Here is a 24,735-nt window from a genome sequence, read left to right as displayed (position 1 = left end):
GTACGATATGCGTATTTGCCTGTTCTTGACATAGTTCATAGTTTATATCAACAACTGAATGTAGAACAACACGCAATTGCCCTAAATGAATATATTAGACGAAGGACATGTTGTTTTTAGAGGGCATGAAGCGCACTTAGGATTGCGAGCAGTGCATATTTTTCTGCCGTGCAAAATAAGACGGTGAGAAAGATTAGTCCAATCTGCAGGATCAAAATAAGATGTTATTTCCTTCTCAATAGATTCTGGATTTGCATACTTTTTAGACTTATTGCAATCTTTACGCCAACCTAAACGGCCTGTGACGCGTATTACGTGAGTATCTACAGGAAAACCAGGCAATCCAAAAGCGTTTCCTCTAACAACATTAGCCGTTTTACGACCAACTCCAGGCAAAGATGTTAAATCTTCCATTCTTGAGGGAACTACGCCATGAAAAGCGCTTTCCAAACGTACAGACAGCGCAATAATATGCTGAGCTTTTACTCGATAAAATCCAAGAGGTTTAATAATAGATTCGACTTGCTCAACTGAAGCCGCAGAAAGCGAACGTGAATCTGGAAAAGTATCAAAAAGTTCCGGAGTTACAGAGTTAACTCGCTTATCGGTTGTTTGAGCGCTTAAAACAGTAGCAATAAGCAGCTCAAAAGGATTAGAAAAATTAAGCGCACATTTAGGATCAGGTATTTCCTTGCAAAGAAGATCATACTCTTCGTGTATACGCGCAAGTTTTTCCTGTTTTGATTCTTTCATACTACAAATTTATAAGTTCGTTGAAGAAGAATCTGAATCGCTTGGAGCATCTTCATCCGCATCGCTATTTTCTTCCGCCTCAGACGGATCAAAACGATACCCAACATTTCTTACAGTACCAATTAAATGCTCGTACTCAACACCAAGCTTAGCGCGAAGACGTCGAATATGAACGTCAACTGTTCGAGTTCCACCGTAGTAGTCGTATCCCCAAACTTCCTGAAGCAAATGTGCTCTAGTAAACACTCTCCTAGGATTCTGCACAAAATACTTTAGTAATTCAAATTCTTTATAAGCTAAATCAACAGGACGGCCATGCAAACTCACGGTATAACTGCGCATATCAACAACAAGATCACCCGAGCGCATTGTTCCATCGTCAACAGCAGAATCACTAATTTGAGAATCTTGAGATTGCGCAAACGACCCATTACTTGCAATACGCTGAGAAGCTAAGCGCAATCTTCCTTCTACTTCTGCAGGGGAAGCGCTTGTAAGAACAACGTCATTAATATTCCACGAGGAATTTACTACAGTAAATCCACCTTCTGTAAGAACTAATACGACTGGAACTGTAATATTTTCAGCGCGCAAAAGAGCGCATAAAGATTTAACCAAAGCCAAATCTTCACGAGCATCAATTAGAAGAACTGTTTGCGCAGGAAGTTTAGATAAACTCGCAGAATCTAATGAAAGGACGCGCACTCTATGAGAAAGCAGCGCTAGCGAAGGCAAAACAGTTGCCGGAGAAGCGCACGAAGTCATCAACGTAATATCGGTCATGTGATGCCTCCATCCAACAAATAATGCAATGCCAAATACAAGCCTTTACAGGAATTGTAAACCATGCTACGAAAAATATCGACTTACCTTTAATTTATTTCGCATAAAGTTGCGTCAACAATACAGCAATCCAAAAGTTCTGTGTAATCAACAAGCACAAACAATAAGTGCAGGTTGTAAGCTACATTAGTAATAAGAAATAAGTAATATGCATCAAGTTTATACACATATTACTATTCATAAGAGCGAATATTTACCTTAAATAGGAGTGCTATGAGCGACGAAACACATATCTGCAATAAACAAGTGCAGAACGATGCTACTTCTTGTACTAGCACTCAAAAACAAGCACATATTCCTCACACTAATTTTCTAGCAATGATTGCAAGCCAGATTTTTGTTGTGATACTAATTGCAGGAGCATCTGCACTACCAATAGCAACAGCAAAAATAACTCTTGTTGTGTGTGCGCTTATACTTTTAACTTTCCTTACTTTTTGGCCGCTGCACGGAAATGTTATTGATCGAGCTATTGCTTTACTATCCTGCATAGCTTCAGCATGGTGCGCAACTCTTGCGCTAAAAGGCTGGCTTCCACAAAGCGTTATTATTGACAATGAAACTGTTTCAATGAGTAAATTCATTGCAGCAATACGGCCTTATGAGCGTTGGGCTGTGTCGTTTGCACTAATTCTTGTAGCAGCAACATTCATAACTTTCTTAAGACAAATGCTACGCGAAAACCGCACAAATTTAGTTAGAAACCTTTCTCACACTCTAACAGCAAGTATTGCTTGTGCAGCTCTTCCTGGCTGGATGTTTTTGCCTTCTATTATTAGATTTATGCCATCTTTGCGCAACACAGACGGCGGAATATTTGTTGCTGCACTATGCATATTGATGGTAATTTTGCTTTCCGGACTTTCGTATTTGTGGGTTAGGAATAATTGCAAAAATTACTACGAAAATAACGTAACTCGCGACGTTGCTATTTCGTTACTTCCAATAATGTTTTCAGGAATGTTGATTTATATTGCGGGACTTGGTATGCTGTTAGTTGCATGAAAATGCATTATAGGTTTCCCCTGTGAGTTTATTTTTTTAACTATTTTTTCCATGAACTCGCAGGGGATTTTTTATTCAAAAAGCAAAACCTACTTTTCGCTTTCTTCCAAACGCTTGCGAGCTTCGACGATTTCCTTCTCAGCCTGCTCTACACCAGCCCAGAAGTCACCAGGAAGGACTTCCTTACCCGGCTCCAAAGCCTTGTACTGCTCGAAGAAGTGCTTAATTTCTGCCTTGTGATATTCGTTCACATCATCAACATCCTTAATGTCGTCGAAACGAACGTCTGCTGGAACGCACAAAACCTTATCGTCTCCGCCAGCTTCATCAACCATGTGATACAAACCAACAGCGCGGCACTCAACAACGCATCCTGGGAATACGGAGTTTGGAATCATAACAAGAGCGTCAAGAGGGTCGCCATCTTCGCCCAAAGTTCCTTCAATGTATCCGTAATCATCTGGGTAACCCATTGCAGTGAAAAGTGTGCGATCCAAGAAAACACGACCGGTTTCGTGATCCACTTCATACTTGTTCTTAGAACCACGTGGGATTTCTACCACAACGTTAAAAGTTTCTGCCATTTTGGCTCCTTTATTATCTTTAATAACAATTGACACAACTGTTATATTTCACTTTAGCGCGCACTAAAGAAAGCATTATTTCAAAACACGCTTTGAGGTTCAAAAGTGTCGAAAGACACAGTTATTATGGCTCTGTTTTACACACAATATGTGCACACACAAAAGCATGGTTGACGAAGCGCAGGCAAGATGACAAAGAAGAAACGCGTGAATACTTCCACTGTTTCACCGGCCAATAGAAACTTCCGCCAAAAGGAAGCTGAGGCCGCAAATAATGCTAGTAAAACACTCGTAAATAAAAAGCTTGCAAATGAAAGCGCTAAATCAACTAATACTGTTAGTGAAGTAAAAAATCAGATTGAATCTAAACGAAATCCTGCAATAGATGGCTTGCGCGCTTTAGCAATTATTGGAATTGTTTGCTTCCATATGCGCCCAAGCACACTTTCTGGAGGATTTTTAGGAGTAACGCTATTTTTAGTTTTAGCTGGATACTTTTGCACACATTCAATACTTCGCTATTTAGACTCTCAAAAAAGTGCCGAAACTAGCAGCAGCACAAGCGCTAACACAAACGGAAACATAAGTAGCAATGCAAACAGCATTGAGAAAAGTAAAACAAAAACTGGCGAATTTAAAAGATTAATCACTTGCTACTTTAACTACATTTGGCATCGTTTAAAGCGAATTTGGCCACCAACACTTGGAATTATTGGAGTTAGCGCACCAATAATGTGGCTTTTTTCGCCAAGTCTACTTCCAAAATTACAAGCGGATGCTTTTTCTGGAGCTGGCTTCTTTAGCAACATAATGTACGTTGCGCGCAAACTATCGTATTTTGAGCAAACAGGATTACCTTCCCCAATTAAACACTTATGGTATCTTGGCTTAATCATGCAAGCATTCGTTGTGTGGCCACTTATTCTTACGGCCCTCGTGAAGCTTGTTAAACGCGCAATTACTCGCATGTATATTACTGCAGGATTGGCGATACTTTCTACAATACTTACGTTTACCTTTGCCTACATGTTTGGCGATTACACTACTCCAGCTCGCGTCTATTATTCTCTTGACACAAGAGCATCGGAATTCTTGCTAGGCGCAATGCTGGCAATGTATGGGGCTTGGTTTACCAAACATTCATTACATGCTTGGATTATTCGCGTATTTTATTGGATTCGTGGCAATAAGCATGCAATAGTTAAGATTTCCACAATATTGCCGAAATCTGGTATTACTAGCTCTTCTTCAAACGAAACTTATGCTGAAAAGAACACAAGCAACAAGCAGGTTGATGAAAATGCTGCAAAATCTCCTGCTGAAAATAGTATTCCAGAAGATTTGCGAGCTGGATTACAAATTGATTTGTCTGACAATGCTGAAATTTTGCAAGATGACTACAAGAATACAGATTTAGAAGATTCTTCTAAATCTGAAATACACGAACTTCCAGATAACGTATTTACCGCTCCAAAAACAGTGTTTTACAACCCTTTGCACGCGTGGCAAAGATCCTTAATAGGTATTGTTACAACAATAGTTCTGATTTTGTGCTTTGTTTATGCAGACGGCACATCCTCGGCATTTACTTTTGGAGGATACACAATAACCGCAGCAGTCTGTGCACTAATACTGTGGTCTTGCACTCAGACTGATAATATTTGCTCAAGAATTTTCGCATTTGCGCCGTTATCTTATCTTGGAAAGCGCGCATTTGCTATTTATTTAGTACACTTCCCAATTTTAGAATTGTGCAATCCTGCCACAAGAACAACAACTGTTTCTTGGGAAGAGCAGATTTTGCAAGCTGTAATAATTGTTGCAGTAGCAGAATGTTTCTATCAACTATTTGAAAAACAAACAGAAAAATATCTGCAAAAATTAGTACATTTCGTAGCATTAGCAATAGCTTGCGTAATAACTATTTTCTTAATTGCTTTGCCATTGAATTGGAATAGTATTGCTCAACAACGCGCAATACAAATTCGACCTGAACTAACTGTAAATGCTGCTAAAAATGCTGAAGCAGAAAAAACAAAAACTAATAAAAAGGCAAACGCATCCGCTTCAAATAAGAAAACAAAAGGATTGCACAAGGCTGTAGTAAAACAAGCGCTTCCTCCAACACCATCAAAGTATCCTGTGCTTTTCCCAATTGCAGAAAAAGTTCCGCAAAATCTTTCCGCATCACACACTCGTATTGATAAAAAGCACAACACTTGCTCAGTAAACTTAACTATGGTAGGCGATTCTATTACCGAAGGCGCAAAACCATACTTGCTGCAAGTAATGCCTAATGCTTATATTGACGGAAAAGTAAGCAGGCAGATTTTCCACGGAGCTGACGAATATGCTCAAGATATTTCGAGCAAACATGCTGGGGATGTTGTTATTTACGCGCTAGGAACAAACGGCCCGCCTCACGATGACAGCGTTCTTCAGCACATGGTAGATGTTGCTAAGGGTAAGCCTGTTTATTTCGTTACAACTAGAGTTCCACAGCCATGGCAAGATGTTACCAACGACCGACTTCGTAAGTTTGCTCAAACGCATCCTAATGTTGGCATTATTGACTGGAATGGTTTCAGCAAAGATCATTCTGAATATCTAACCGACGATGGCGTGCATTTAACCCCAGTTGGCGGTCCAAAATACGCAAAAATGATTCGACTCGCGCTATGCGGAGCCTGATTTATCAATAACGCGAATTTTGGCATAACTACAAGTATTTTGCGCACGATACAAGCAAATCCTATAACGAATCTCAATGAAAATAACGACTCGTGTAGGAAAAATAGCAGCGAAATATTACGATAGTATGTATGACTGAGTTGAGGATTCCTTTTAACACGCAACACACTGCTGATGATGCGTCTGCGTGGACGAACCCATTACGAGATCCTAGAGATTTACGTTTGGCTCGCATTGCCGGCCCGTGCAGTTTAGTAATTTTTGGTATTACTGGTGATTTAGCACGCAAAAAACTTATGCCAGCCGTATACGACTTGGCTAATCGAGGGCTTTTGCCACCAGGATTTGGTTTAACTGGTTTTGCGAGAAGAGACTGGACTGATGAGCATTTCGTAAATTTTGTGCGCGAAAATATTGAGCAACACTGCCGCACACCATTTCGTGAGTCAACTTGGATTAATCTTGCAAAAGGAATACGCTTTGTGCGCGGCACTTTTGACGACGCGTCTGCGTTTGAACGTTTAAGCAAAACAGTAAATGAATTAGATAGAGATCGCGGCACGCGCGGAAACCACGCATTTTACATGTCTATTCCTCCTTCAAGCTTCCCTATTGTTGCTCAACAGTTGGCAGCGTCTGGACTTTCTCACTCTTCCGAGCACGCGTGGCGTCGCGTAATTATCGAAAAGCCTTTCGGGCATGATTTAACGAGCGCTCGCGAATTAGACCGCGTTGTTTCAGAAGTTTTTGATCCTAATTCCGTATTTAGAATCGACCATTACTTAGGTAAGGAAACCGTGCAAAATTTGCTGGCTTTCCGTTTTGCCAACGCAATGTACGAGCCAATTTGGAACGCAAATTATGTTGATCACGTGCAAATTACGATGGCTGAAGACATTGGTATTGGTGGACGCGCCGGATACTACGACGGAATTGGTGCTGCGCGCGATGTTATTCAAAACCACTTGCTTCAACTTATGGCTCTTACTGCTATGGAAGAGCCTGTAAGTTTCCGCGCTAGCGATTTGACTGCTGAAAAAACGAAAGTTCTATCCGCAATCCGACTACCTCAAGACTTGGCTGCCAATACTGCTCGAGGACAGTACGCAGCAGGCTGGCAAGGATCTTACAAAGCAGTTGGTTACTTGGAAGAACAAGGAATCGACCCTAAAAGCACTACTGAAACGTATGCTGCTGTGCGACTAGACGTTGACACTCGCCGATGGGCTGGAGTGCCATTCTATTTGCGCACTGGCAAACGTTTAGGCAAACGCGTTACGGAAATTGCAGTGATTTTTAAGCGCGCTCCGCACTTGCCGTTTGAATCAACTGCTGTTCGAGAGCTTGGTAGCAATGCTATTGTGATTCGCGTGCAGCCAGATGAGGGCGTTACTATGCGTTTCGGAGCGAAAGTTCCTGGCGGAACTGCTATGGAAGTCCGCGACGTTTCTATGGACTTTAGTTACGGACGTTCATTTACTGAAAGTTCACCTGAAGCTTATGAGCGTCTGATTCTTGACGTTCTTCTTGGCGAGCCTCCACTGTTCCCAACTACTGAAGAAGTAGATTTGAGCTGGAAGATTCTCGATCCTATTGAGGAATTTTGGAGTTCACTTGGCACACAACCACAGCCGTATCGCGCTGGAACTTGGGGTCCTAAAGAAGCAGACGACATGCTTGCTCGTAATAATCGTCATTGGAGGCTGCCATGATTATCAACCTTCCTGATACTAATACCAGTAAAATTTCGCAAAAAATCGACGAATTGCACGAAGAGCGTGGAGAATCCGCAACTGGGCGCGTGCTTACTCTTTTAATAGACACAGATCTTCAAGAATTAGAACATGCTCTCGAAGCTGCTAATGCTGCAAGCCGCGAGCATCCTTGCCGCGTTATTGCTATGGTTCGCGACTGGTCTAGCGAGCATGCTGCTGAGCGCGGCGAAATTGTGCCAAATCTTGACGCTCAAGTGCGTTTTGGTGCTGATGCTGGAGCTGGCGAGATTATTATTTTGTATCCGCATAACGGTTTGGTTCGTCACCCGGATACGCTTGTTATTCCGCTACTTGTGCCAGATGCGCCGATTGTTGCTTGGTGGCCGACGAACGCTCCGGAAGACCCTGCTCACGATTTGCTTGGAGCTATGGCAAGTAGCAGAATTACTGATGCTCAGCGCGCAGACGACACTCTTAAAACTGTTCAAAACTTACGCAAAAACTGGTCTCCGCAAGACGCAGACTTATCTTGGACGCGTCTTACTCCATGGCGTGCGCTTTTGGCTTCTATGCTCGATCAACCCCCGCATTTGCCAATTACTAGCGCAAAAGTTACTGGCCCTACGCACTATGTTTCTTTGCATTTACTGGCAGCTTGGCTTAAGAGCAGTTTGCGAGTGCCTGTAGAAATAGTTGAGAATCCTGATGCTAAAGCTATTACTTCCGTAACTTTAGAGCGTGAAGACGGCACTTTATCTCTTACTCGCCCTGCTGGCGGAGATCAGGCTTTAATTAGTCTTCCCTATCAAACCGCTCAACCTATTGCGCTTCCTATTCGTACTTTGGATGATTGCTTAAGTGAGGAATTGCGACGAATTGATCCGGATGAAATTTACGCACAGCTGGTTCGAGATAATCCTGCAGAAAACAATTAAGTCTATAAAAATACACAACGCGTGAAACAACTTGTGAAACAGCGTGTGAAACATTTTTAATTGCATAAAAGGAATGACATGACAGATAATGAAGTTACTTTTGCACACAACGCAAACATCTACGGCTACAATAATCCCGATGTACTTTCAGCCGTCGCAGCTCAACGCTTAGTAACGTTTATTATGGAGTCACAAAATAATGTGCAAAATCTAAACAAACCATTCCATTTACTTCTTACTGGCGGCACGGATTCAATACGCATGTTCCAAATGCTTGCTAGCAACCCACTTTTGCCAGCGATTAATTGGAATTTAGTGCATATTTGGTGGGCAGATGAGCGTTTCGTAGCTTACGATAGCGAGGATCGCAACGCACGTAAAACTCGCGAAGCTTTGCTTAACTTACTTACTTCTAACAAAGCTTTGGCAGAATCTCATATTCACGAGATGCCTGCAGATGAGCGCAGCGCGGAGGAAATTGCAGCAGCCAGCGACGCTGAAAATGACGCTATTTTAGATGCGGCAGCGCACGACTATGAGGAAGAAATTATAGGATTACTTGGACCAGAGCCGGTGTTTGATTTAGCAATTCTTGGCATGGGCCCGGACGCACATATGGCTTCGCTTTTCCCAGGATTGCCACAAGTTAACAATCGCGAGCGCATTGTTGTTGGAGTAAACCACTCCCCTAAACTTCCGCCAATGCGATTGTCTCTTACAGTTCCTGTGCTATCTCACAGCCGTCGCACTTGGTTCTTGACTGCCGGAGCAGAAAAGGGAGCTGCTTTAATGAACGCACTTTCGGGAGCTAATAATCCAGATTATCCTGCGTCTTTTGCAAACGGAACTGACGAAATCTCTTGGCTAACCACCGCCGAAACACTGCAAGCTGCTATTAAGTAACTGCATAATATTCAGCACAATAAAATACAGGCTTCTGCATAACAAATACAGAAGCCTGTTATCTATAAATATTATTTGATTTAATCTTGCTTTACTTCTGGGCGATTAGGATCTGCCCACAAAGTGTGGAATACGCCCGGCTCGTCAATGCGACCGTAAGTGTGCGCACCGAAGAAATCACGCTGAGCCTGAATAAGCGAAGCTGGCAAACGCTTGGAACGCAATCCATCGTAGTACGCAAGCAAGCTAGAGAATGCTGGAACAGGCACTCCATGCTCAACTGCACGCGCAATAACACGACGCCAAGCAGCTTGAGACTTTTCAATAGCATCCTTAAAGTACGGTGCAAAAAGCAAAGAAACGCTTGCTTCACCAGACTCAAAAGCCTCGGAAACGCGGTTCAAGAACTGAGCGCGAATAATGCATCCGCCTCGCCAAATGCGAGCAACAGCAGCCTGGTTAATCTTCCAATCATGCTCAATTGCAGCAGCCGCAATCTCATCGAAGCCCTGAGCGTAAGAAACAATCTTAGAAGCGTACAGAGCTTGGCGAATATCCTCAATAAACGCCTTACGCTCAGCATCATTCAAATCAAAATGCACATCCGGACCAGTCAAACCCTGGTTTTCAGCAGCTTCACGCAAAGCAACTTGGCTTGAAAGTCCGCGAGCAAACACAGCTTCGGCAATACCCGTAACTGGTATTCCAAGCGAAAGCGCAGACTGTACAGTCCAAGTACCAGTGCCCTTCATGCCAGCGTGATCCACCATCATCTCAACCAAAGGCTTACCAGTCTTAGCATCCTTTTGGCGAAGCACATCAGCCGTAATCTCAATCAAATAAGAATCAAGCTCGCCTTTATTCCACTCGCTAAATACGTCCGCAATTTCGTCGGACTTCATACCCAAGCCGCGAAGCATTAAATCATAGCTTTCAGCAATAAGCTGCATATCTGAGTACTCGATACCGTTGTGAACCATTTTTACAAAATGACCAGCACCGTCGGTACCAATATGCGTTACGCAAGGCTCACCTTCTGCAACAGCCGCAATAGACTTCAAAATAGGCCCAAGAGTCTCCCAAGATTCCTCAGTTCCACCAGGCATCATCGAAGGGCCGCGCAAAGCACCTTCTTCACCACCGGAAACACCGCAACCAACGTAATGAAGACCACGCGCACGAATGCTGCGCTCTCTGCGAATCGTGTCTTCAAAATAAGAGTTTCCGCCATCAACGATAATATCTCCAGGCTCCATAGCATTTGCAAGCTCTTCAATAACAGCATCCGTAGGAGCACCAGCTTTTACCATAATAATCGCCGTGCGCGGACGCTTTAGAGAGGCCACAAATTCTTCAACAGTTTTAGCTGGAACGAAAGCACCCTCAGTGCCGTGCTCATTCATTAACGTTTCAGTTCGCGAATAATGACGATTATAAACTGCCACAGTATTTCCGTGATGCGCAAGATTTCGCGCTAAATTAGATCCCATTGCAGCCAAGCCAACAACGCCAATATTTGCCTGAGCTTGAGTCATTACGACACCTCTTATCTTGTTGTTATATTTTCGTTTCTGCGTTACTCCCCTTCAGGAAACACACTTTTTAATTTTATCGGCCTATATGCACAAGATTTTCGATGCAAAAAATGCAAGTTACACTAAGTAAATTTTGTGATATAAATTACATTTTTAATACAAACAAATCGTTCTCAAAATCTCCAAAAAAGTACGACACGCTTACAAACACGCGGATTTTGTAAATATAAACAATAACTATATGTAGTGTTTGAATAATCGACACACCACTACAAATAGTAATTATGAGTAGTATGCTGACTTTTGGCTTTTGTGCTAACACCGCGGAATCTAACGATTCCCCATCACCAGAGGAGATTGAAATGACAATTACAGTGTTTACAAAACCTCATTGCCCACAGTGTGATGCCACTAAACGACAGTTCACAAAACTTGGCGTGAACTTCGAAACTGTAGACTTATCAAAAAGCCCTGAAGCACTGGATCAGTTGCGCAACGCTGGATACCGTCAAGCACCTGTAGTTATTGCGCCAGACACATCATGGAGCGGTTACCGCCCAGATTTAATCGCGCAAATTGCGGATAAACTAGGAACTTCCTCAGAAACAGCAAAAGAAGCATGATAAATGTGTGAACAAGAAAGAATCCAACAGCCAAGCGAGCCAGAATCTCGCGCACAAGGCGAATCAATCGGAGCTGTAGTCTACTTTTCATCAGTTTCCGAAAACACATTACGCTTCGTGCAAAATTGCGATTTTCCTAGCAACAATGTAAACGTGTATCGCATACCGCTTCGACCAAAAGACCCGGAATTAAATGTGCGCGAACCGTACGTGCTAATCGTACCAACTTACGGCGGCGGAAATATTGCAAAAGCAATACCAATGCAAGTACGCAAATTCCTAAACAATCGCGAAAATCGTTCGTTTATTCGCGGAGTAATTTCTTCCGGAAACACGAATTTTGGAGACGCTTATTGCGCTGCAGGCGGTCAGATTGCAGGAAAGTGCGCAATCCCAAATATGTATTCGTTTGAGTTGACAGGAACTCAAGAAGATATTGAAAAAGTAGCGCAGGGAATACCTAGATTTTTAAAGCAATTAAAAGAAGCAGAAGAAACTAAATAATCAAAATAAGTAAAAGAATCAAAAAACAATCAGCGTTTGAAAAGCAAAAATAACGCATGAAGAAAGGAATCAATCAAATGAATAGCACGGATCCGATGAGCGAATCTACTTCGCTTAATCTTGATCACACTGACTCCAGCGAAACTGCAAACGCAGCTGCTAGCAGCACAGCAGAACGCATTCGCAACAGCCGCGATTACCACGTTCTTAACGCTATGCTCGGTCTTTTCGATCCAGAAAAAGGCATTCAGTTCGACAAGGACCAGGAAGCAGAAAAGCTTTACGTTTCGGGTTACGTGCAAGAACACAGCATGAAGTTTGCTTCAACTCGCGAGCGCTTGAACTATTTGATTGACAACTACTACTACAACGGCAATGTGTTCGGAAAGTACAGCGACGAGTTTCTAGATAAGTTCTACGAGCACGCAGAATCCGCTCACCACACTTTTGGCACTTTCTTGGGCGCTTTTAAGTTCTACACTTCTTACGCTTTAAAGACTTTTGACGGCAAGCAGTATTTGGAAAACTTCGCTCAGCGCGCAGCTGCTGTGGCTTTGGAGCTCGCAGATGGTGACGAAAAAGCAGCGCTCAACTATTTGGACGAGATGCTTGCAGGACGCTTCCAGCCAGCCACTCCAACGTTCTTGAATCTTGGTAAAGCCCAGCGCGGAGAGGCTGTAAGCTGCTTCCTCGTGCGTTTGGAAGATAACATGGAGTCTATTGCGCGCGGAATTAATTCCGCTTTGCAACTTTCTAAGCGCGGCGGCGGCGTGGCTCTGCTCCTTACGAATTTGCGCGAGCTTGGCGCTCCTATTAAGCGAATCGAAAATCAGTCGAGTGGCGTTGTGCCTGTTATGAAGCTTTTGGAAGATTCATTCTCTTACGCTAATCAGCTTGGCGCTCGACAGGGTGCAGGTGCAGTGTATATTAGCGCTCACCACCCAGATATTATGCGTTTTTTGGACACTAAGCGCGAGAACGCAGACGAGAAGATTCGCATTAAGTCACTTTCTTTGGGTGTTGTGATTCCAGATATTACTTTCGAGCTTGCTAAGCGTAAGGAAAAGATGGCTTTGTTTAGTCCTTACGATGTTGAGCGCGAATATGGCAAGCCTTTTGCAGACATTTCTGTTACAGAGCATTACGATGAGATGGTTGCAAATCCTCGTATTCACAAGAAGTACATTGATGCTCGCGAATTCTTTATGACGATTGCGGAAATCCAGTTTGAATCTGGCTACCCTTACATTTTGTTTGAGGATACTGTGAATCGCACGAATCCTATTGAGGGCCGCATTACTATGAGCAACTTATGCTCCGAGATTTTGCAAACTCAAGAAGCAAGCACTTACAATGCAGATTTGTCTTATAGCCACGTTGGTCGCGATATTTCTTGCAATCTTGGCTCTCTTAATATCGCTAAGGCGATGGATGGAAACTTGGGTGCAAGCGTTGAGCTTGCTGTGCGCGCGCTCACTTCTGTTTCGGAGCACACTTCGATTGATTCTGTGCCTTCGATTCGTCGCGGCAACGAAGAAGGTCATGCTATTGGCTTGGGTCAAATGAATTTGCACGGTTTCCTTGCTCGCGAGCACATGCAGTACGGAAGCGAGGAAGCGCTTGACTTTACGGACATGTACTTTATGACTGTTGCTTACCACGCTTATAAGGCTTCTCACGCTTTGGCTGTGGAGCGTGGCCGCGCTTTTGCAAGCTTTAAGACGAGCGCCTACGCTAAGCCTGCAGGCAAAGGCAACTACTTCGATAAGTACACTGACGGCAGCCGCTCGCTTGAGCCTAAAACTCAAGCGGTTCGCGATTTGTTTGCTCGTTTTAACGTTGCGATTCCAACCGTTTCGGACTGGGAGCAGTTGCGCGACGATATTTTGCGCGACGGCATTTACAACGAGTATTTGCAAGCTGTCCCTCCAACTGGTTCCATCTCGTACATCAACCATTCCACGAGTTCGATCCACCCGATTGCTTCGCGCATTGAGATTCGCAAAGAGGGCAAAGTTGGGCGCGTCTACTACCCTGCCGCTTATATGACGAACGACAATATGCAGTACTTTAAGGATGCTTACGAAGTTGGTTGGAAGGCGATTATTGACACTTACGCTGAAGCAACTCAGCATGTGGATCAGGGATTGTCGCTTACTTTGTTCTTCCCAGACACTACGACTACTCGCGATTTGAACAAGGCTCAGATTTACGCGTGGCGTAAGGGAATTAAGACTCTTTACTACATTCGTATTCGCCAAAAAGCTTTGGAAGGTACGGAAATCGAGGGTTGCGTAAGCTGCACGCTGTAAATCGCAGCGCTAAAAATCGCAGCGAAGTAAATCTATCAGCGTAAATCTTTTGCAAATTAAATCAAAAACTTAAAAATTTTATAAACGTAAACACAAGATCAGGAGTAATTATGACAGAACTCGATCCAACAGCACTACGCAGTAGTCTCGATAAGCCTTTCGGCACGAACCGCGTAATCGCAGATGACTCTATGATGGCAGCCTCCATTACACCAGCTCAATACCGCTACCATCACGGCTCACGCGTGCGCCCAGTTAATTGGAACAATATTGTTGACGACAAGGATTTGGACGTTTGGAATCGTCTTATCGCTAACTTCTGGCTTCCAGAAAAAGTGCCACTGAGCAACGATATTCCTTCTTGGCGTTCCCTCACCGATCTTGAACGCAAGACAACTACTCGCGTTTTTACAGGATTGACTTTGCTTGATACCAGTCAGGCAACTATTGGTGAGCTTTGCCAGATTGAGCACGCTCGCACTGAGCACGAGCAGGCTATTTACACGAATATTGCTTTTATGCAGTCGATTCACGCTCGCTCCTACTCCTCTATTTTCTCCACTCTTTGCTCTAGCGAGGAGATTGACGAAGCTTACCGTTGGGCTGTTGGCAACGACGTTTTGCAGCAGCGAGTTACCACTGTGCTTTGCGAGTATGAGAGCGAAGATCCGCTTAAGCGCAAGATTGCAGCAACTATGCTTTCTTCATTGCTTCTTTACGCAGGCTTCTACCTTCCGCTTTACTTTGCTTCTCGCGGAAAGATGATGAACACTGCCGACATGATTCGTTTGATTTTGCGCGATAAGGCAATTCACGGCTATTATTCCGGCTACAAGTTCCAGCGCGGTTTGGAGCTTAGAAGCGAGAACGATAAGAAGAATCTTGAAAAGTTCACTATGAACTTGCTTGACACTTTGTACGATTTGGAAGTTGAGTATTCTGGTCAGATTTATGAAGGATTTGACTTCCACGATGACGTTTTTGACTTCGTGCGTTACAACGCTAACAAGGCTTTGATGAACCTTGGCTACCCTGCTAAGTACAGCGAAGAAGAAACTCACGTAAGCCCTGAGATTCTTGCGGCTCTTTCTCCTGCAGCCGACGAAAATCACGATTTCTTCTCCGGCTCTGGTTCCAGCTACATTATGGGCAAGTCGGTTGAAACTGACGACGACGATTGGGACTTCTAATCGCACAGCTGGCTAACTGACTGATTTACTAAATAACTGAATAACTAACTGATTGGTTAGCTAATTATCTTAATTAGCTAACCAATTTTAATTTAGTTAGGTTAATTATTGCAGCAAAATAGATCCTATATAAAAGCTAGAAGTCAAAAAATAACACAGGTCACTCAGCCTTTATGCTACACTATGTGAAAAGGAACTGGTCTTGTTGATTTGTTTATGCAAAAATCAGCAGTGCCGTCACTCCTACTCACGTTCAAACCAAGATTTTTGAACTGAACTGAGCAGGCACTAAAGTTGGAGTTCAAGTTTATAAAGATGACTAACATCCGTTAGACGCATCTAGAAGAAGAAAGAAGTCCATTTATGGGGAAAATGACTTATAAAAAATTACTTTGTGTTGTAGTGCTCTTCAGCTCGCTGGTTGGGCTAGCAGCCTGCGGTAACTCCAAAGCAAACAAACCAGTGCCAACAAAAATAAGCCGTCATTCTACTAAAAAACATTCAAAACCAGTCAAAAAAGCCTCAAAAAAGAAAATCACCGAAGCTTTTGTAAAGGGACAAGAAGGTACTTTGGAAGCCCTAGGCGAAACTAAACGCGTTATTTGGGACGCTTATCCTGATCAGTTGGCTTACGTGAAAGATGCTTTCTATCACTGGACTCTTCAAGACGACTGGTTCCAGGTTGATACTGGCCATTACATGGTTGTCGACCGTTTGAACAGTTCAGGCATCTTATTAAAGAAACTCCAAAAAGGCATGCCAGTTAAATTAAACGGCAAAGATTACAAAGTGGCGGATTATAAAGACTTTGAGGGTGGCGGAAGCGCGGATAAGTTGCTAAAAGTATTCAAAGAGTACGTTGATCAATTCCCTAAGTCTGCTTACTTTATTCAAACTTGTCTCGATGCCAGAACTTATGGCGGACAACGTCTAGTAGTTCTTGACGTAGCAAAATAGTAAACGATTTAGCCGCAAAATTTAGATTATTCACCAAATTTTGTTGTTTTGAAAATATTGCCTGTGCATCGACGAGGTTGATGAACAGGCAATGTTTTTTAACTGATTACGCGACAATAGTCACGACCATATCGCGCAGCCGAAATCACGCGTTATCGTGGCAAAAATTGCAAAATTCGCAAAAATTGCCACGATAACTCGTATAACATAACAACGAAACAGCACTATGTGTCACAGATTAACCGCCTACTTACATCTGCTGCGCAAAGCTTCGTCCAAATACTCGATTAAAAAGCGTCCAAATACTCGGTCGAAATACATCCAAGTACTCGATTAAAGCGCAAGAAAGCACAATAATTTATTCTTGCACAATGGCTATTTCTCTACATGAAGTGGAACGTGTACATTAATAATCCACGAATCTCCATCTTCAATAACTTTAAAAGTTCCGCCAACTCGTTCCGCAAGCATCTTATGAAAACGCAGTCCATATCCTAATTGCAAGTTAGAAAGAATACCGCGTTGCGCACTATTTATACACGTAATATGACATTCATGGTCATTAAGCATTACATTCATAGCGTATTCTTTAGGCTTTGCAGCATGCTTTTTTACGTTTGCAAGTAGTTCTCGGCAAATATATTCAATTTGAGCACATTCTTCAAAAGGCAAATGGATTGACCGAGAATCTTCAGCAGTTAAATCACTACTCAAGTCAATGGAACCAATATAGCCAAGCTTTTCAAATGACTTTTGTTCACAGTCAAATAAAACACGTAAGCCTGTGCAAAAATCTTTATAACATGTAGTAGATTGCATAACATCGCTAGTGCTTGCAGTTGTAGCATTGTCAAGAAGAGAAATAATATTACGTGCTTTATGAATAGTTGTAGTAGCACATTGAAGAATCTCTCGAGAATTTTCATGCTCTTGTTCATGAGTTGTTTGAGGTTCAATAGACTGTTGGGCCATCATCATAATACTGGAAAGCTCATTAGTTACTTCATCGTGCATGCGAATTGCTGCAATAGTGGTATATTTTTGAAAAACGTTGTAACGCTGTGCAAATAACTGTTCCTGTTGCTGATGAATAGTAGAAATATAGTATTTTACAATTGCGCTAGAAATAAGAGTGATAAGAAGCCACCACGCTAACACATAAGCGTTTTGAAAATCGCAGATAATAAAGAACCATGAAGATACTCCGCAAGAAGAAAGCACAGTGTACCAAGGTTGAGTAATTACAGCAATTGCCAAACAAATCAATATAGTAAGCATCATAGATGAGTAGTTGATATTTGGCGCAATAATTACCAACGGCATCCAAATAAGCACAATAAAAGATGCTTTACGAGGCCAGATTGCAATACATAAGCAGATTACAATCCATACTATTTCAACCGTAATTGCATGCCAATTAGAGTAGTAATGAAGATTATTATAGGAACAAATTTCAAGAATCAAAGTACAACTTATGATTGCACCAATTCCAATTTTCTGCCAAGCATCATGCGGCAAAAAATTGATCATACGTGTTAATAATTTCATAACTACCTACTTTTACACGTTAATTTCTTACACGTTATATGTCATGCGAATATTTTGCTAGCGCAGCAAGCGCCTGCATTCGACTTCGGACGTGAAGTTTTCCATAAATACGCCGTAAATGCGTGTTGACTGTTGAAACTTTCACATTAAGCTGATCTGCAATCTCTTTCGTAGAATACCCCTGTTTGCACAAGCGCATAATTTCCGATTCTTGAGGAGACAAAACTGAAGTCTTCGTAAGTTGAGAAATCATATTAAATGATTCTTGCGGAGTGTGAAAATAGTCAATATATTGTGGCAATTCTGGGCACCCGTAGCTTGTTGTGCGCGATTGGATAGCTGCAACTACGTCTGATAAATTGTCTTTATGTATTAACGCTTGACCACCCGACTTAGCAACTTGCAATACGTATTCATCTAACATGTAGGAAGTAATGCCGATTAAAACAATATTGCTATTGCGCTCGCGAATTGCCTTAATTACATCAACGCCACTCATTTCTCTCATTGACATATCTACTAAAAGTACGTCAGGAGTATTTTCTGTAACGCAACGATGAATAGCTTGTTTTGCAGAAGAACACATCCATGCACAAACAAAGTTTTCAGGCAAACGACTTTTTAGAAGAAGTTGCATGTACCGCAATACAAGCGTGTCATTATCAACAATTGCGTAGGTAGTGTTCATACAATATATGGTATCTTGTTTTGGAATCCACTTATCAAGAGATGTGCGATTGTATTGTTTTTCTCAAATTATCAAGATTGTACACATTAAAGTGCCATACGCTAGCACTTTCCGTTGGCACACTCCATTCTTCGGTTTTGCCATTCGCAGTAAAACGAATTATTTGAGTTGTTGGCTTACTTATAACTTCAAAATTAGTGAGTTGATTCCACGCAATACGACGAAGATACTTATCGTCTAATTTAGCTAGATTACCCGAGCCTAAAATGACATTCGGATTAACAATAATAAACTCATTATTAGTGGCAGCAATAATACGCGCAACAACGCTTTGCGCTACATAGAATAATTTAGGTAACAAAAATAGTTTGATTAAATCTTTCCACCAAGGGTCGTACTTCATAGTAAGCACATACGTTTTGCCAACTGAAAGATTATGCGCTTTAAAGTACTTAACAATATCCTCTTCTCGTATACCGCGCAAAGGATTAGTCATAATAAGCACCTCCTCGTGATTCTTGTTTTGTAAATTACCAACATACTAACGTGCAGATTTTATCTACACAAATAGGCGTACCTATTTTTAACGATAGTGCTTTTAGAAAACTTTTTAAAAAACTTTTACTATTAGCAGTTTGCATATTCTCAACAATCAACATTTAAGAATATTTCCGTTTTGGAAATATTCTTAAATAGAGGCATACTTATGGAGTTATCATGGCAGTTTTTGCTAATTTTGCAATTTTTGTCACGATAACTGATATGACTGTTTACTTATTATTGCAAAACTGTATCCTACAGGATAAAATATTTTTATGGAGATACTTAAAACAGATGAGTATCGCAATTGGATGAAGAAATGGTAAATATAAGTAAATGGGATGCGAGTGAGTATCTTGAGGACGATGATGATGTTATTGCATATCTCAATGCCGCAGCAGAACTTAACGATCCTCGCTTGCTGCAAGCTGCTATAGGCGATATTGCAAAAGCTAAAGGAATGAAAGAGATCGCTCAAAAAGCCGAGGTTGGAAGGGAAAGCCTTTACAAAAGCTTAAGACGAGACGGCAATCCTAGCTTCCAAACTATTGCGAAGGTTGTTCAAGCGTTAGGTGGACGCATTGCAATAGAACCAGCAAATGCGTGACATACACAGTTATCGTGGCAAAAATTGCAAAATTAGCAAAAACTGCCACGATAACTCGGTTTTTGTGTTTTATAAGTCCTGTAACGCAATTCTTTTATCTTCTGCAGACTGTTTAGATGACTTATCGTCTTTCTTAAGAGAATGCGCATAGCGAATAAGACTTCTTGCAATAAAGAACACTAAAGCACATATAACAAGTGCGATAAGAATGTCAATTATCGGACCAAATAATGCATAGCTCATGATTCATCCTTTCTTTTTCTATATTCGTTTATGAGTGTTCGAGCTGTGTCAACATCGTATTTATCGTCAATAGCAAGACTCTTTACTAAAAGAACGAACGGGTCTTCTGGTTCATTGTCGCTTATTCGAATTTTTTCAATGAGCCTGTTAAGCCTGATTCTCATCGTTGGGTAAGAGACTTGATACATTTGCGACATTTCTTTTAACGATCCAGACGATAATACAAAGTTCTTTATAAACGACATATCTTCATCTGTGAGATTAGCCATCCATTTTGGAATATGATCCATATCACCCCTTTCTTCAGCCTATAAACTTTAATTAAATTAAACTTTTATTAAAAATATTAAAATTGTTGTATGAGTTTGTCAAGCATGAGCATGATAGATATGGCACAAAGCGACATTTTTATGTCGCCAAAATTGCCGTCTTGCCGCCAAAATAATAAAGATATATATTTACGTAACATATGAGAACATGGAGCTATCGTGGCAGTTTTTGCTAGATTTGTGATTTTTGCTAATTTTGCAATTTTTGCCACGATAACGTGCGATTTGAGCGCTACTAGTTTAGCGGAATAACAACATTGACCAACCAAGTGTCATCATCTTTTTGAGCGCTTAAAGATCCGCCTAAGCGTTCCACAGATTTTTTGTGGAACAGTAGTCCTTTGCCAAAAACAAGCTTTTCACCAAACTTATTCAACGTCGAAATCGAATTCATACACATTATTTTGCATTCACGCTCATCAACCGTAACATTCATAGAAAAATCAACGCTAGTACTGCAATGCTTACGAATATTAGTAAGCAGCTCGCTGCACATGCGAATAACACATTGAGCTTTTTCGCCATTAACGATTGCAGATACAGCAAAATCGTTACTTCCCGAACTTTCATCATTTACTGTTATAGAGCCATAATACCCAAGCTGCTCGCAAATTTTACGCTCAGATTGCAATCGTGCGCGAATATTGCATAGAAAATCAGCCAAAGTCATGCAATTATTGCCATTAGAACCATAAATAAACTGCGTGCTAGCAATATTTGAATCTAAAGAATCATCATACTTTTGTTCAGCTTGCTCAAGCAGGCTGATAACAAGTCTCGCTTTGGAAAGTGCATTACGCGAATGTTCAATAATCTGCTCTAACGATTCTTTTGTATGATCACTTTTCTCAGCATATAAAGCATCCGTTGCAAGCAACGTAATATCAGTAATCTCATTGTTCACATCGTCGTGCAATTGCAATGCAACAGACGCAATATAAGACTGGAATTCGCTGCGCACAATATCCATTTTTGCGCGACTGTTTTCCTCCAACATGGTCAAATACTTGCGCAAAGCGTAACCGCAAATCATGGAAATAAGAATAAAACAAGGGAAAGTAAGCGGAATGTACGCCATTTTTGCAAAGTACATAATATTCAACGAAACTATGTATGCACAAAGCAAATACTTCCACGAATCGTAAAAGCCTGCAACAAACATGCTAGCAATCAATGAAAAAAGAAAGCAAGTTGCATTTACTCCTGGCATTGCTAGCGTTAAACAATACAAAATCGGAGTTACGAGTGATATTTGACGCGGAAAAGCAATCATAAGAAAAGTTGCAAACATCCAAACGTATTGGCACACAGATTGCTGCGGGTTATGCCACAAACCAGCTGTATTGCAAGATTGCACGTCCATTGATACTACAAGAATCGCCAATATTATGAATAAAGTTCGCTGAATTTTCCAGCTTTTAACCAACTCGATAACGCGCGAAAATGTGTTCATTAACATGCGTTATCCGTTTCTTGCAAAAAATTTGGATGATTCTGCGGCGAATCATTCAAATATTGCAGATTACTATCTTGCTCACGATTTTGCATTGCAGCAAACGCGGATATTGCTTGCACTCGGTTAGAAACATGCAATTTTTTGTAAATTCTATGAATATGCGTGTTAATAGTGTTTGGCATAAGGCCAAGTTGAGCCGCAATCTGATTCGTTGTGTAACCTTTAGCAAGCAGATCCATGATTTTCAGTTCTTGAGGCGGCAAAACGCTGCGCGACCTTGATTTAGAAAGCCTAATAAAAGATTCTTGCGGTGTAGCAAAATCGTAAGCAACGTCTTTAACGCAACGGCAGCCATACACATTCTGCTTATCGCAATATTGCAAAGCTTCTGCTAGCCCTTTGAAATTGTCTTTAGCAACCATCGCTTGCCCGCCAACTTGCGAAACCATCGAAGCGTAGGATCTACAATCGTAAGAAGTCATACCAATTAAAATAATGCTGTTGTTTTTTTCGCGAATTGCGCGTATTACTTCTACTCCAGACATGTCTTTCATTGACATATCAATCAAAATATAATCTGGAGTAGTTTTTGTTACTTGGCAGTATTCCAAAGCTTGCACGCCTGATTTTACGCACCATTTGCAAGCGTACTCATTTGGCAAAAGCTTGCTGAGCACGTTTCGCATAACCGCTAAAACTAATGGGTCGTTATCTACTATTGCATACGTTTTTTGCATAATGGCTTTCTTGCAATCTTATGCTACTTTTCTTATATTCTACTTTATAAGCATGCGCAAAGTAGAGCAAATCGTGTAGTAATAAATGATTACAAGTAATGCATGTAAATCAAATGTGATTATAATAAGTAACAATATGTGACTTTTGGTTGCGTTGAAAATTCATTTTTAATAATGATTGCAGCAGGATTATATGACAAAACGACTAGTAGTATTGCACTCCGCAGAAGTAGCTGCGATGGCGTTTGCCTCAGCAGCTGCTTTTATGCGTAGCTTTGACCTTTTCGCTTTGTGGCTTGTTCTAGGACTTCTTTCTGTTGCAATGTATTCTTGTGCATATTTTTTCTTGCTCAACAGCGTTATTAAAGCAAAAAATGCGTATATAGAAAATAATATATCTAAGCTTAGCGGCGCGGGCGCTAACAGCATAAGTAGTGACGTTGAGAATACAGAGAACAACAAAGATTACATAATTACTCTTGAGCAAGAACGCAAAAAAGTCGAATCACAAAATAAGCAAATACTCAACAATTACTCAAATAATTTAATAAATATTATTTCATGCTTTATTTGTGGGCTTATTCACGTTCCTTGGATTTATTACTACGGAATTGCAAATGGCGTTTTAACATTGGTGATTTTGTGGCGAGTAATAAAGCGCCCACAAGGTCACCCTATTGACGAAAGCGATTTCTAAGGAATTAATGCTTATGTTGCTTTTCTATTGCAACGTTAAATCCTTTTGCAGCTTTGTGAAAATCTTCCATGCGATCTCCATAACCGTCTGCAATAATAGCATCATCTTTTACAACAAAAGAGCCATTTTCTAGCACAATATATTTTGTAAAGAATTCTTCTAATTGCTTAGCTAATTCATCAATTTCATCTTGCGAAAGCTCTTCGCTACTATTTTCCGCAAGTTTATCTTCCTGCTCTTTAGTTTGATTGACAGTATTTTCACTATCCATATTTGTGCTATTCATGTTTGTATCTCCTTATATTTGTAATATATTCGCAACTTATATTCGCAACTTATTTGTGCGTTGCTTTAAGTCTAATTACAAACATTTTCCGCGCAATCTTGAGTACTGAGTTTTGAGTACATCATATTGCTGCAAAAAATTGCAATATTTATACTAGAAATACAAAATACGTATGAACGAGAAGCAATGTACGCGAATTAGCTACAATGCTCACAAACAAAACAGCAAATTGGAAGGGAAACAACTCATGAGCAAGTACTATATAAAACTTATTAAAGAAACGCTTATTTGGATTCTTAAGTGGGCAATATTTACATCATTCGAATTCTTTATTTTGTACGTTGCGATTATTTCTTGGAATCATGATTTTGTACAGTTCATGCACGAATACAGTAATGCTATTATTCCATTTATAGCAACTACCGGAGCAAGCACAGCAACGATGACTCGAAACGAAGGCACTATTTTTGAAGTCAAAGAGTAAGATAGCTATGGTACTAAAACGCAATATTGCAAACAATAAGCAATTTATGATATAATTTCGTTACGCCGTGACTGCGCCATATTGCAGGTTTGAGGTTAATCTTCAACACGGCGTCTATTTTTATTATTTCAATTTTCAATAATGCGGCTACCATTAGGCACGGCGACTACTCCGAATCCTTCCGCCTTACCTTGACTATTTCTACGAACGTTATTTCTTATCATATTATAAAAAGTTGAATCTCTTTTAGAGCATTTTCTATAAACTGCTCCTGCAACTAAATCTGCAAACTGTACACCTACGCTGTGATGCGAAGCTGCTATAAATAATCCTTCAATTAAATTGTTATAATCAGCTCGATGTGAGTCATGATTATTAAGCAGATCAAAATGGAAATCATCAAGTTGCTTATTTTGCTTACTATTACGAGCATCAATAACTATCATTCCGTAAATTAGATTATGTAAATATTTATGAGCTATTGCATTTAATATAAATACGAGTATACTTTCGTCTTCTACTGGTATAGTGTAGAAATTGTATTGATACGATGCATTAACTAATGTCAAA

At 41.0% G+C, this 24,735-nt stretch carries 26 protein-coding genes; 13 read left to right on the top strand and 13 right to left on the bottom strand.

Annotation, left to right across the window (positions count from 1 at the left end; translation table 11 throughout):
- Positions 1-81: 81 nt before the first annotated feature.
- Both nth and ACJV7B_RS03815 read right to left on the bottom strand, forming a co-directional pair.
- On the bottom strand, positions 82-753 hold the full coding sequence (nth, locus tag ACJV7B_RS03820) for an endonuclease III (RefSeq protein WP_419388999.1): 672 nt from the start codon (positions 751-753) through the stop codon (positions 82-84).
- 9 nt (positions 754-762) lie between these two features.
- Positions 763-1,536, bottom strand: coding sequence for a winged helix-turn-helix transcriptional regulator (locus ACJV7B_RS03815; RefSeq protein ID WP_419388998.1), 774 nt, complete (start codon positions 1,534-1,536; stop codon positions 763-765).
- A gap of 273 nt (positions 1,537-1,809) precedes the next feature.
- On the opposite strand from ACJV7B_RS03815, the gene ACJV7B_RS03810 reads away from it, so the two are divergent.
- Complete coding sequence (locus ACJV7B_RS03810; RefSeq protein WP_419388997.1) at positions 1,810-2,601, top strand: beta-carotene 15,15'-monooxygenase; 792 nt, start codon at positions 1,810-1,812, stop codon at positions 2,599-2,601.
- An 89-nt stretch (positions 2,602-2,690) separates the two neighbouring features.
- Here the strand turns inward: ACJV7B_RS03810 and ACJV7B_RS03805 are convergent, their stop codons facing one another.
- Positions 2,691-3,185 (bottom strand): inorganic diphosphatase, encoded by a 495-nt coding sequence (locus tag ACJV7B_RS03805; protein ID WP_116794376.1) that lies wholly within the window; start codon positions 3,183-3,185, stop codon positions 2,691-2,693.
- Between the two features lie 189 nt (positions 3,186-3,374).
- Here ACJV7B_RS03805 and ACJV7B_RS03800 point away from each other — a divergent pair, with 189 nt between their 5' ends.
- From ACJV7B_RS03800 to pgl, 4 genes are all read left to right on the top strand, one after another.
- The gene (locus ACJV7B_RS03800) at positions 3,375-5,876 is read left to right on the top strand and encodes an acyltransferase family protein (protein WP_419388996.1); all 2,502 of its coding nucleotides are present in this window, start codon (positions 3,375-3,377) and stop codon (positions 5,874-5,876) included.
- A 131-nt stretch (positions 5,877-6,007) separates the two neighbouring features.
- The gene (gene zwf / locus ACJV7B_RS03795; protein ID WP_004135828.1) at positions 6,008-7,588 is read left to right on the top strand and encodes a glucose-6-phosphate dehydrogenase; all 1,581 of its coding nucleotides are present in this window, start codon (positions 6,008-6,010) and stop codon (positions 7,586-7,588) included.
- Complete coding sequence (locus ACJV7B_RS03790) at positions 7,585-8,526, top strand: glucose-6-phosphate dehydrogenase assembly protein OpcA (protein ID WP_308582057.1); 942 nt, start codon at positions 7,585-7,587, stop codon at positions 8,524-8,526. Before zwf ends, ACJV7B_RS03790 begins: the two co-directional genes overlap by 4 nt.
- 78 nt (positions 8,527-8,604) lie before the next feature.
- Positions 8,605-9,429, top strand: a complete 825-nt coding sequence (gene pgl / locus ACJV7B_RS03785) for a 6-phosphogluconolactonase (RefSeq protein ID WP_419388995.1) — start codon at positions 8,605-8,607, stop codon at positions 9,427-9,429.
- Between the two features lie 80 nt (positions 9,430-9,509).
- Here pgl and gndA read toward each other — a convergent pair whose 3' ends face one another.
- A complete protein-coding gene (gene gndA, locus ACJV7B_RS03780) occupies positions 9,510-10,964 on the bottom strand; it encodes an NADP-dependent phosphogluconate dehydrogenase (RefSeq protein ID WP_116794380.1) in 1,455 nt (484 codons plus the stop codon).
- A 362-nt stretch (positions 10,965-11,326) separates the two neighbouring features.
- Between gndA and nrdH the strand changes: the two genes are divergently transcribed.
- From nrdH to ACJV7B_RS03755, 5 genes are all read left to right on the top strand, one after another.
- A complete protein-coding gene (nrdH, locus tag ACJV7B_RS03775) occupies positions 11,327-11,587 on the top strand; it encodes a glutaredoxin-like protein NrdH (protein WP_004129649.1) in 261 nt (86 codons plus the stop codon).
- 3 nt (positions 11,588-11,590) lie between these two features.
- Positions 11,591-12,091: a class Ib ribonucleoside-diphosphate reductase assembly flavoprotein NrdI gene (nrdI, locus tag ACJV7B_RS03770; RefSeq protein ID WP_004135836.1), complete on the top strand. Its 501-nt coding sequence runs from the start codon at positions 11,591-11,593 to the stop codon at positions 12,089-12,091.
- A gap of 77 nt (positions 12,092-12,168) precedes the next feature.
- Positions 12,169-14,403 (top strand): class 1b ribonucleoside-diphosphate reductase subunit alpha, encoded by a 2,235-nt coding sequence (nrdE, locus tag ACJV7B_RS03765; RefSeq protein ID WP_419388994.1) that lies wholly within the window; start codon positions 12,169-12,171, stop codon positions 14,401-14,403.
- A gap of 110 nt (positions 14,404-14,513) precedes the next feature.
- The gene (gene nrdF / locus ACJV7B_RS03760) at positions 14,514-15,593 is read left to right on the top strand and encodes a class 1b ribonucleoside-diphosphate reductase subunit beta (RefSeq protein ID WP_004129655.1); all 1,080 of its coding nucleotides are present in this window, start codon (positions 14,514-14,516) and stop codon (positions 15,591-15,593) included.
- A 363-nt stretch (positions 15,594-15,956) separates the two neighbouring features.
- Positions 15,957-16,550, top strand: coding sequence for a hypothetical protein (locus tag ACJV7B_RS03755; RefSeq protein WP_419388993.1), 594 nt, complete (start codon positions 15,957-15,959; stop codon positions 16,548-16,550).
- Between the two features lie 375 nt (positions 16,551-16,925).
- Here the strand turns inward: ACJV7B_RS03755 and ACJV7B_RS03750 are convergent, their stop codons facing one another.
- From ACJV7B_RS03750 to ACJV7B_RS03740, 3 genes are read right to left on the bottom strand one after another with little or no spacing between them, the layout of a single operon-like run.
- On the bottom strand, positions 16,926-18,098 hold the full coding sequence (locus ACJV7B_RS03750; protein ID WP_419388992.1) for a sensor histidine kinase: 1,173 nt from the start codon (positions 18,096-18,098) through the stop codon (positions 16,926-16,928).
- A gap of 34 nt (positions 18,099-18,132) precedes the next feature.
- Positions 18,133-18,786: a response regulator transcription factor gene (locus tag ACJV7B_RS03745; RefSeq protein ID WP_004135846.1), complete on the bottom strand. Its 654-nt coding sequence runs from the start codon at positions 18,784-18,786 to the stop codon at positions 18,133-18,135.
- A 34-nt stretch (positions 18,787-18,820) separates the two neighbouring features.
- Positions 18,821-19,282 (bottom strand): hypothetical protein, encoded by a 462-nt coding sequence (locus tag ACJV7B_RS03740; protein ID WP_004129675.1) that lies wholly within the window; start codon positions 19,280-19,282, stop codon positions 18,821-18,823.
- A gap of 363 nt (positions 19,283-19,645) precedes the next feature.
- On the opposite strand from ACJV7B_RS03740, the gene ACJV7B_RS03735 reads away from it, so the two are divergent.
- Complete coding sequence (locus ACJV7B_RS03735) at positions 19,646-19,933, top strand: addiction module antidote protein (RefSeq protein ID WP_116712287.1); 288 nt, start codon at positions 19,646-19,648, stop codon at positions 19,931-19,933.
- Positions 19,934-20,002: 69 nt separating this feature from the next.
- On the opposite strand, the gene ACJV7B_RS03730 is transcribed toward ACJV7B_RS03735, so the two are convergent.
- From ACJV7B_RS03730 to ACJV7B_RS03715, 4 genes are all read right to left on the bottom strand, one after another.
- Positions 20,003-20,176, bottom strand: a complete 174-nt coding sequence (locus ACJV7B_RS03730) for a hypothetical protein (RefSeq protein ID WP_004129684.1) — start codon at positions 20,174-20,176, stop codon at positions 20,003-20,005.
- Entirely contained in the window at positions 20,173-20,466 is a 294-nt protein-coding gene (locus ACJV7B_RS03725) for a DUF2089 family protein (RefSeq protein ID WP_004129686.1), read from the bottom strand. Before ACJV7B_RS03725 ends, ACJV7B_RS03730 begins: the two co-directional genes overlap by 4 nt.
- A gap of 274 nt (positions 20,467-20,740) precedes the next feature.
- Positions 20,741-21,964, bottom strand: coding sequence for a histidine kinase (locus ACJV7B_RS03720; protein ID WP_419388991.1), 1,224 nt, complete (start codon positions 21,962-21,964; stop codon positions 20,741-20,743).
- On the bottom strand, positions 21,958-22,698 hold the full coding sequence (locus ACJV7B_RS03715; RefSeq protein ID WP_004135855.1) for a response regulator transcription factor: 741 nt from the start codon (positions 22,696-22,698) through the stop codon (positions 21,958-21,960). The genes ACJV7B_RS03720 and ACJV7B_RS03715 overlap by 7 nt, the downstream gene beginning before the upstream one ends.
- A gap of 193 nt (positions 22,699-22,891) precedes the next feature.
- Here ACJV7B_RS03715 and ACJV7B_RS03710 point away from each other — a divergent pair, with 193 nt between their 5' ends.
- Positions 22,892-23,395: a hypothetical protein gene (locus ACJV7B_RS03710; RefSeq protein WP_032841559.1), complete on the top strand. Its 504-nt coding sequence runs from the start codon at positions 22,892-22,894 to the stop codon at positions 23,393-23,395.
- Positions 23,396-23,399: 4 nt separating this feature from the next.
- Here the strand turns inward: ACJV7B_RS03710 and ACJV7B_RS03705 are convergent, their stop codons facing one another.
- Positions 23,400-23,666, bottom strand: coding sequence for a hypothetical protein (locus tag ACJV7B_RS03705; RefSeq protein WP_375169579.1), 267 nt, complete (start codon positions 23,664-23,666; stop codon positions 23,400-23,402).
- A gap of 262 nt (positions 23,667-23,928) precedes the next feature.
- On the opposite strand from ACJV7B_RS03705, the gene ACJV7B_RS03700 reads away from it, so the two are divergent.
- Positions 23,929-24,165 carry a hypothetical protein gene (locus ACJV7B_RS03700; protein ID WP_419388990.1) on the top strand — a complete coding sequence of 79 codons (237 nt, stop codon included), beginning with the start codon at positions 23,929-23,931 and terminating at the stop codon, positions 24,163-24,165.
- Positions 24,166-24,293: 128 nt separating this feature from the next.
- Here ACJV7B_RS03700 and ACJV7B_RS03695 read toward each other — a convergent pair whose 3' ends face one another.
- Positions 24,294-24,671, bottom strand: a complete 378-nt coding sequence (locus ACJV7B_RS03695) for a DUF3800 domain-containing protein (protein WP_308583057.1) — start codon at positions 24,669-24,671, stop codon at positions 24,294-24,296.
- Positions 24,672-24,735 lie beyond the last annotated feature (64 nt).

The sequence above is a fragment of the Gardnerella bretellae genome (genome assembly GCF_048545135.1).
Taxonomy (GTDB): domain Bacteria; phylum Actinomycetota; class Actinomycetes; order Actinomycetales; family Bifidobacteriaceae; genus Bifidobacterium; species Bifidobacterium greenwoodii.
The sequence above is the reverse complement of the archived record's forward strand: the minus strand, read 5'-3'. Positions and strand labels throughout refer to the sequence as shown.

Coding starts and splice junctions, on each gene's coding strand:
- nth (WP_419388999.1), bottom strand. CDS start 753: ATGAAAGAATCAAAACAGGAAAAACTTGCGCGTATACACGAAGAGTAT.
- ACJV7B_RS03815 (WP_419388998.1), bottom strand. CDS start 1,536: ATGACCGATATTACGTTGATGACTTCGTGCGCTTCTCCGGCAACTGTT.
- ACJV7B_RS03810 (WP_419388997.1), top strand. CDS start 1,810: ATGAGCGACGAAACACATATCTGCAATAAACAAGTGCAGAACGATGCT.
- ACJV7B_RS03805 (WP_116794376.1), bottom strand. CDS start 3,185: ATGGCAGAAACTTTTAACGTTGTGGTAGAAATCCCACGTGGTTCTAAG.
- ACJV7B_RS03800 (WP_419388996.1), top strand. CDS start 3,375: ATGACAAAGAAGAAACGCGTGAATACTTCCACTGTTTCACCGGCCAAT.
- zwf (WP_004135828.1), top strand. CDS start 6,008: ATGACTGAGTTGAGGATTCCTTTTAACACGCAACACACTGCTGATGAT.
- ACJV7B_RS03790 (WP_308582057.1), top strand. CDS start 7,585: ATGATTATCAACCTTCCTGATACTAATACCAGTAAAATTTCGCAAAAA.
- pgl (WP_419388995.1), top strand. CDS start 8,605: ATGACAGATAATGAAGTTACTTTTGCACACAACGCAAACATCTACGGC.
- gndA (WP_116794380.1), bottom strand. CDS start 10,964: ATGACTCAAGCTCAGGCAAATATTGGCGTTGTTGGCTTGGCTGCAATG.
- nrdH (WP_004129649.1), top strand. CDS start 11,327: ATGACAATTACAGTGTTTACAAAACCTCATTGCCCACAGTGTGATGCC.
- nrdI (WP_004135836.1), top strand. CDS start 11,591: ATGTGTGAACAAGAAAGAATCCAACAGCCAAGCGAGCCAGAATCTCGC.
- nrdE (WP_419388994.1), top strand. CDS start 12,169: ATGAATAGCACGGATCCGATGAGCGAATCTACTTCGCTTAATCTTGAT.
- nrdF (WP_004129655.1), top strand. CDS start 14,514: ATGACAGAACTCGATCCAACAGCACTACGCAGTAGTCTCGATAAGCCT.
- ACJV7B_RS03755 (WP_419388993.1), top strand. CDS start 15,957: ATGGGGAAAATGACTTATAAAAAATTACTTTGTGTTGTAGTGCTCTTC.
- ACJV7B_RS03750 (WP_419388992.1), bottom strand. CDS start 18,098: ATGAAATTATTAACACGTATGATCAATTTTTTGCCGCATGATGCTTGG.
- ACJV7B_RS03745 (WP_004135846.1), bottom strand. CDS start 18,786: ATGAACACTACCTACGCAATTGTTGATAATGACACGCTTGTATTGCGG.
- ACJV7B_RS03740 (WP_004129675.1), bottom strand. CDS start 19,282: ATGACTAATCCTTTGCGCGGTATACGAGAAGAGGATATTGTTAAGTAC.
- ACJV7B_RS03735 (WP_116712287.1), top strand. CDS start 19,646: ATGGTAAATATAAGTAAATGGGATGCGAGTGAGTATCTTGAGGACGAT.
- ACJV7B_RS03730 (WP_004129684.1), bottom strand. CDS start 20,176: ATGAGCTATGCATTATTTGGTCCGATAATTGACATTCTTATCGCACTT.
- ACJV7B_RS03725 (WP_004129686.1), bottom strand. CDS start 20,466: ATGGATCATATTCCAAAATGGATGGCTAATCTCACAGATGAAGATATG.
- ACJV7B_RS03720 (WP_419388991.1), bottom strand. CDS start 21,964: ATGTTAATGAACACATTTTCGCGCGTTATCGAGTTGGTTAAAAGCTGG.
- ACJV7B_RS03715 (WP_004135855.1), bottom strand. CDS start 22,698: ATGCAAAAAACGTATGCAATAGTAGATAACGACCCATTAGTTTTAGCG.
- ACJV7B_RS03710 (WP_032841559.1), top strand. CDS start 22,892: ATGACAAAACGACTAGTAGTATTGCACTCCGCAGAAGTAGCTGCGATG.
- ACJV7B_RS03705 (WP_375169579.1), bottom strand. CDS start 23,666: ATGGATAGTGAAAATACTGTCAATCAAACTAAAGAGCAGGAAGATAAA.
- ACJV7B_RS03700 (WP_419388990.1), top strand. CDS start 23,929: ATGAGCAAGTACTATATAAAACTTATTAAAGAAACGCTTATTTGGATT.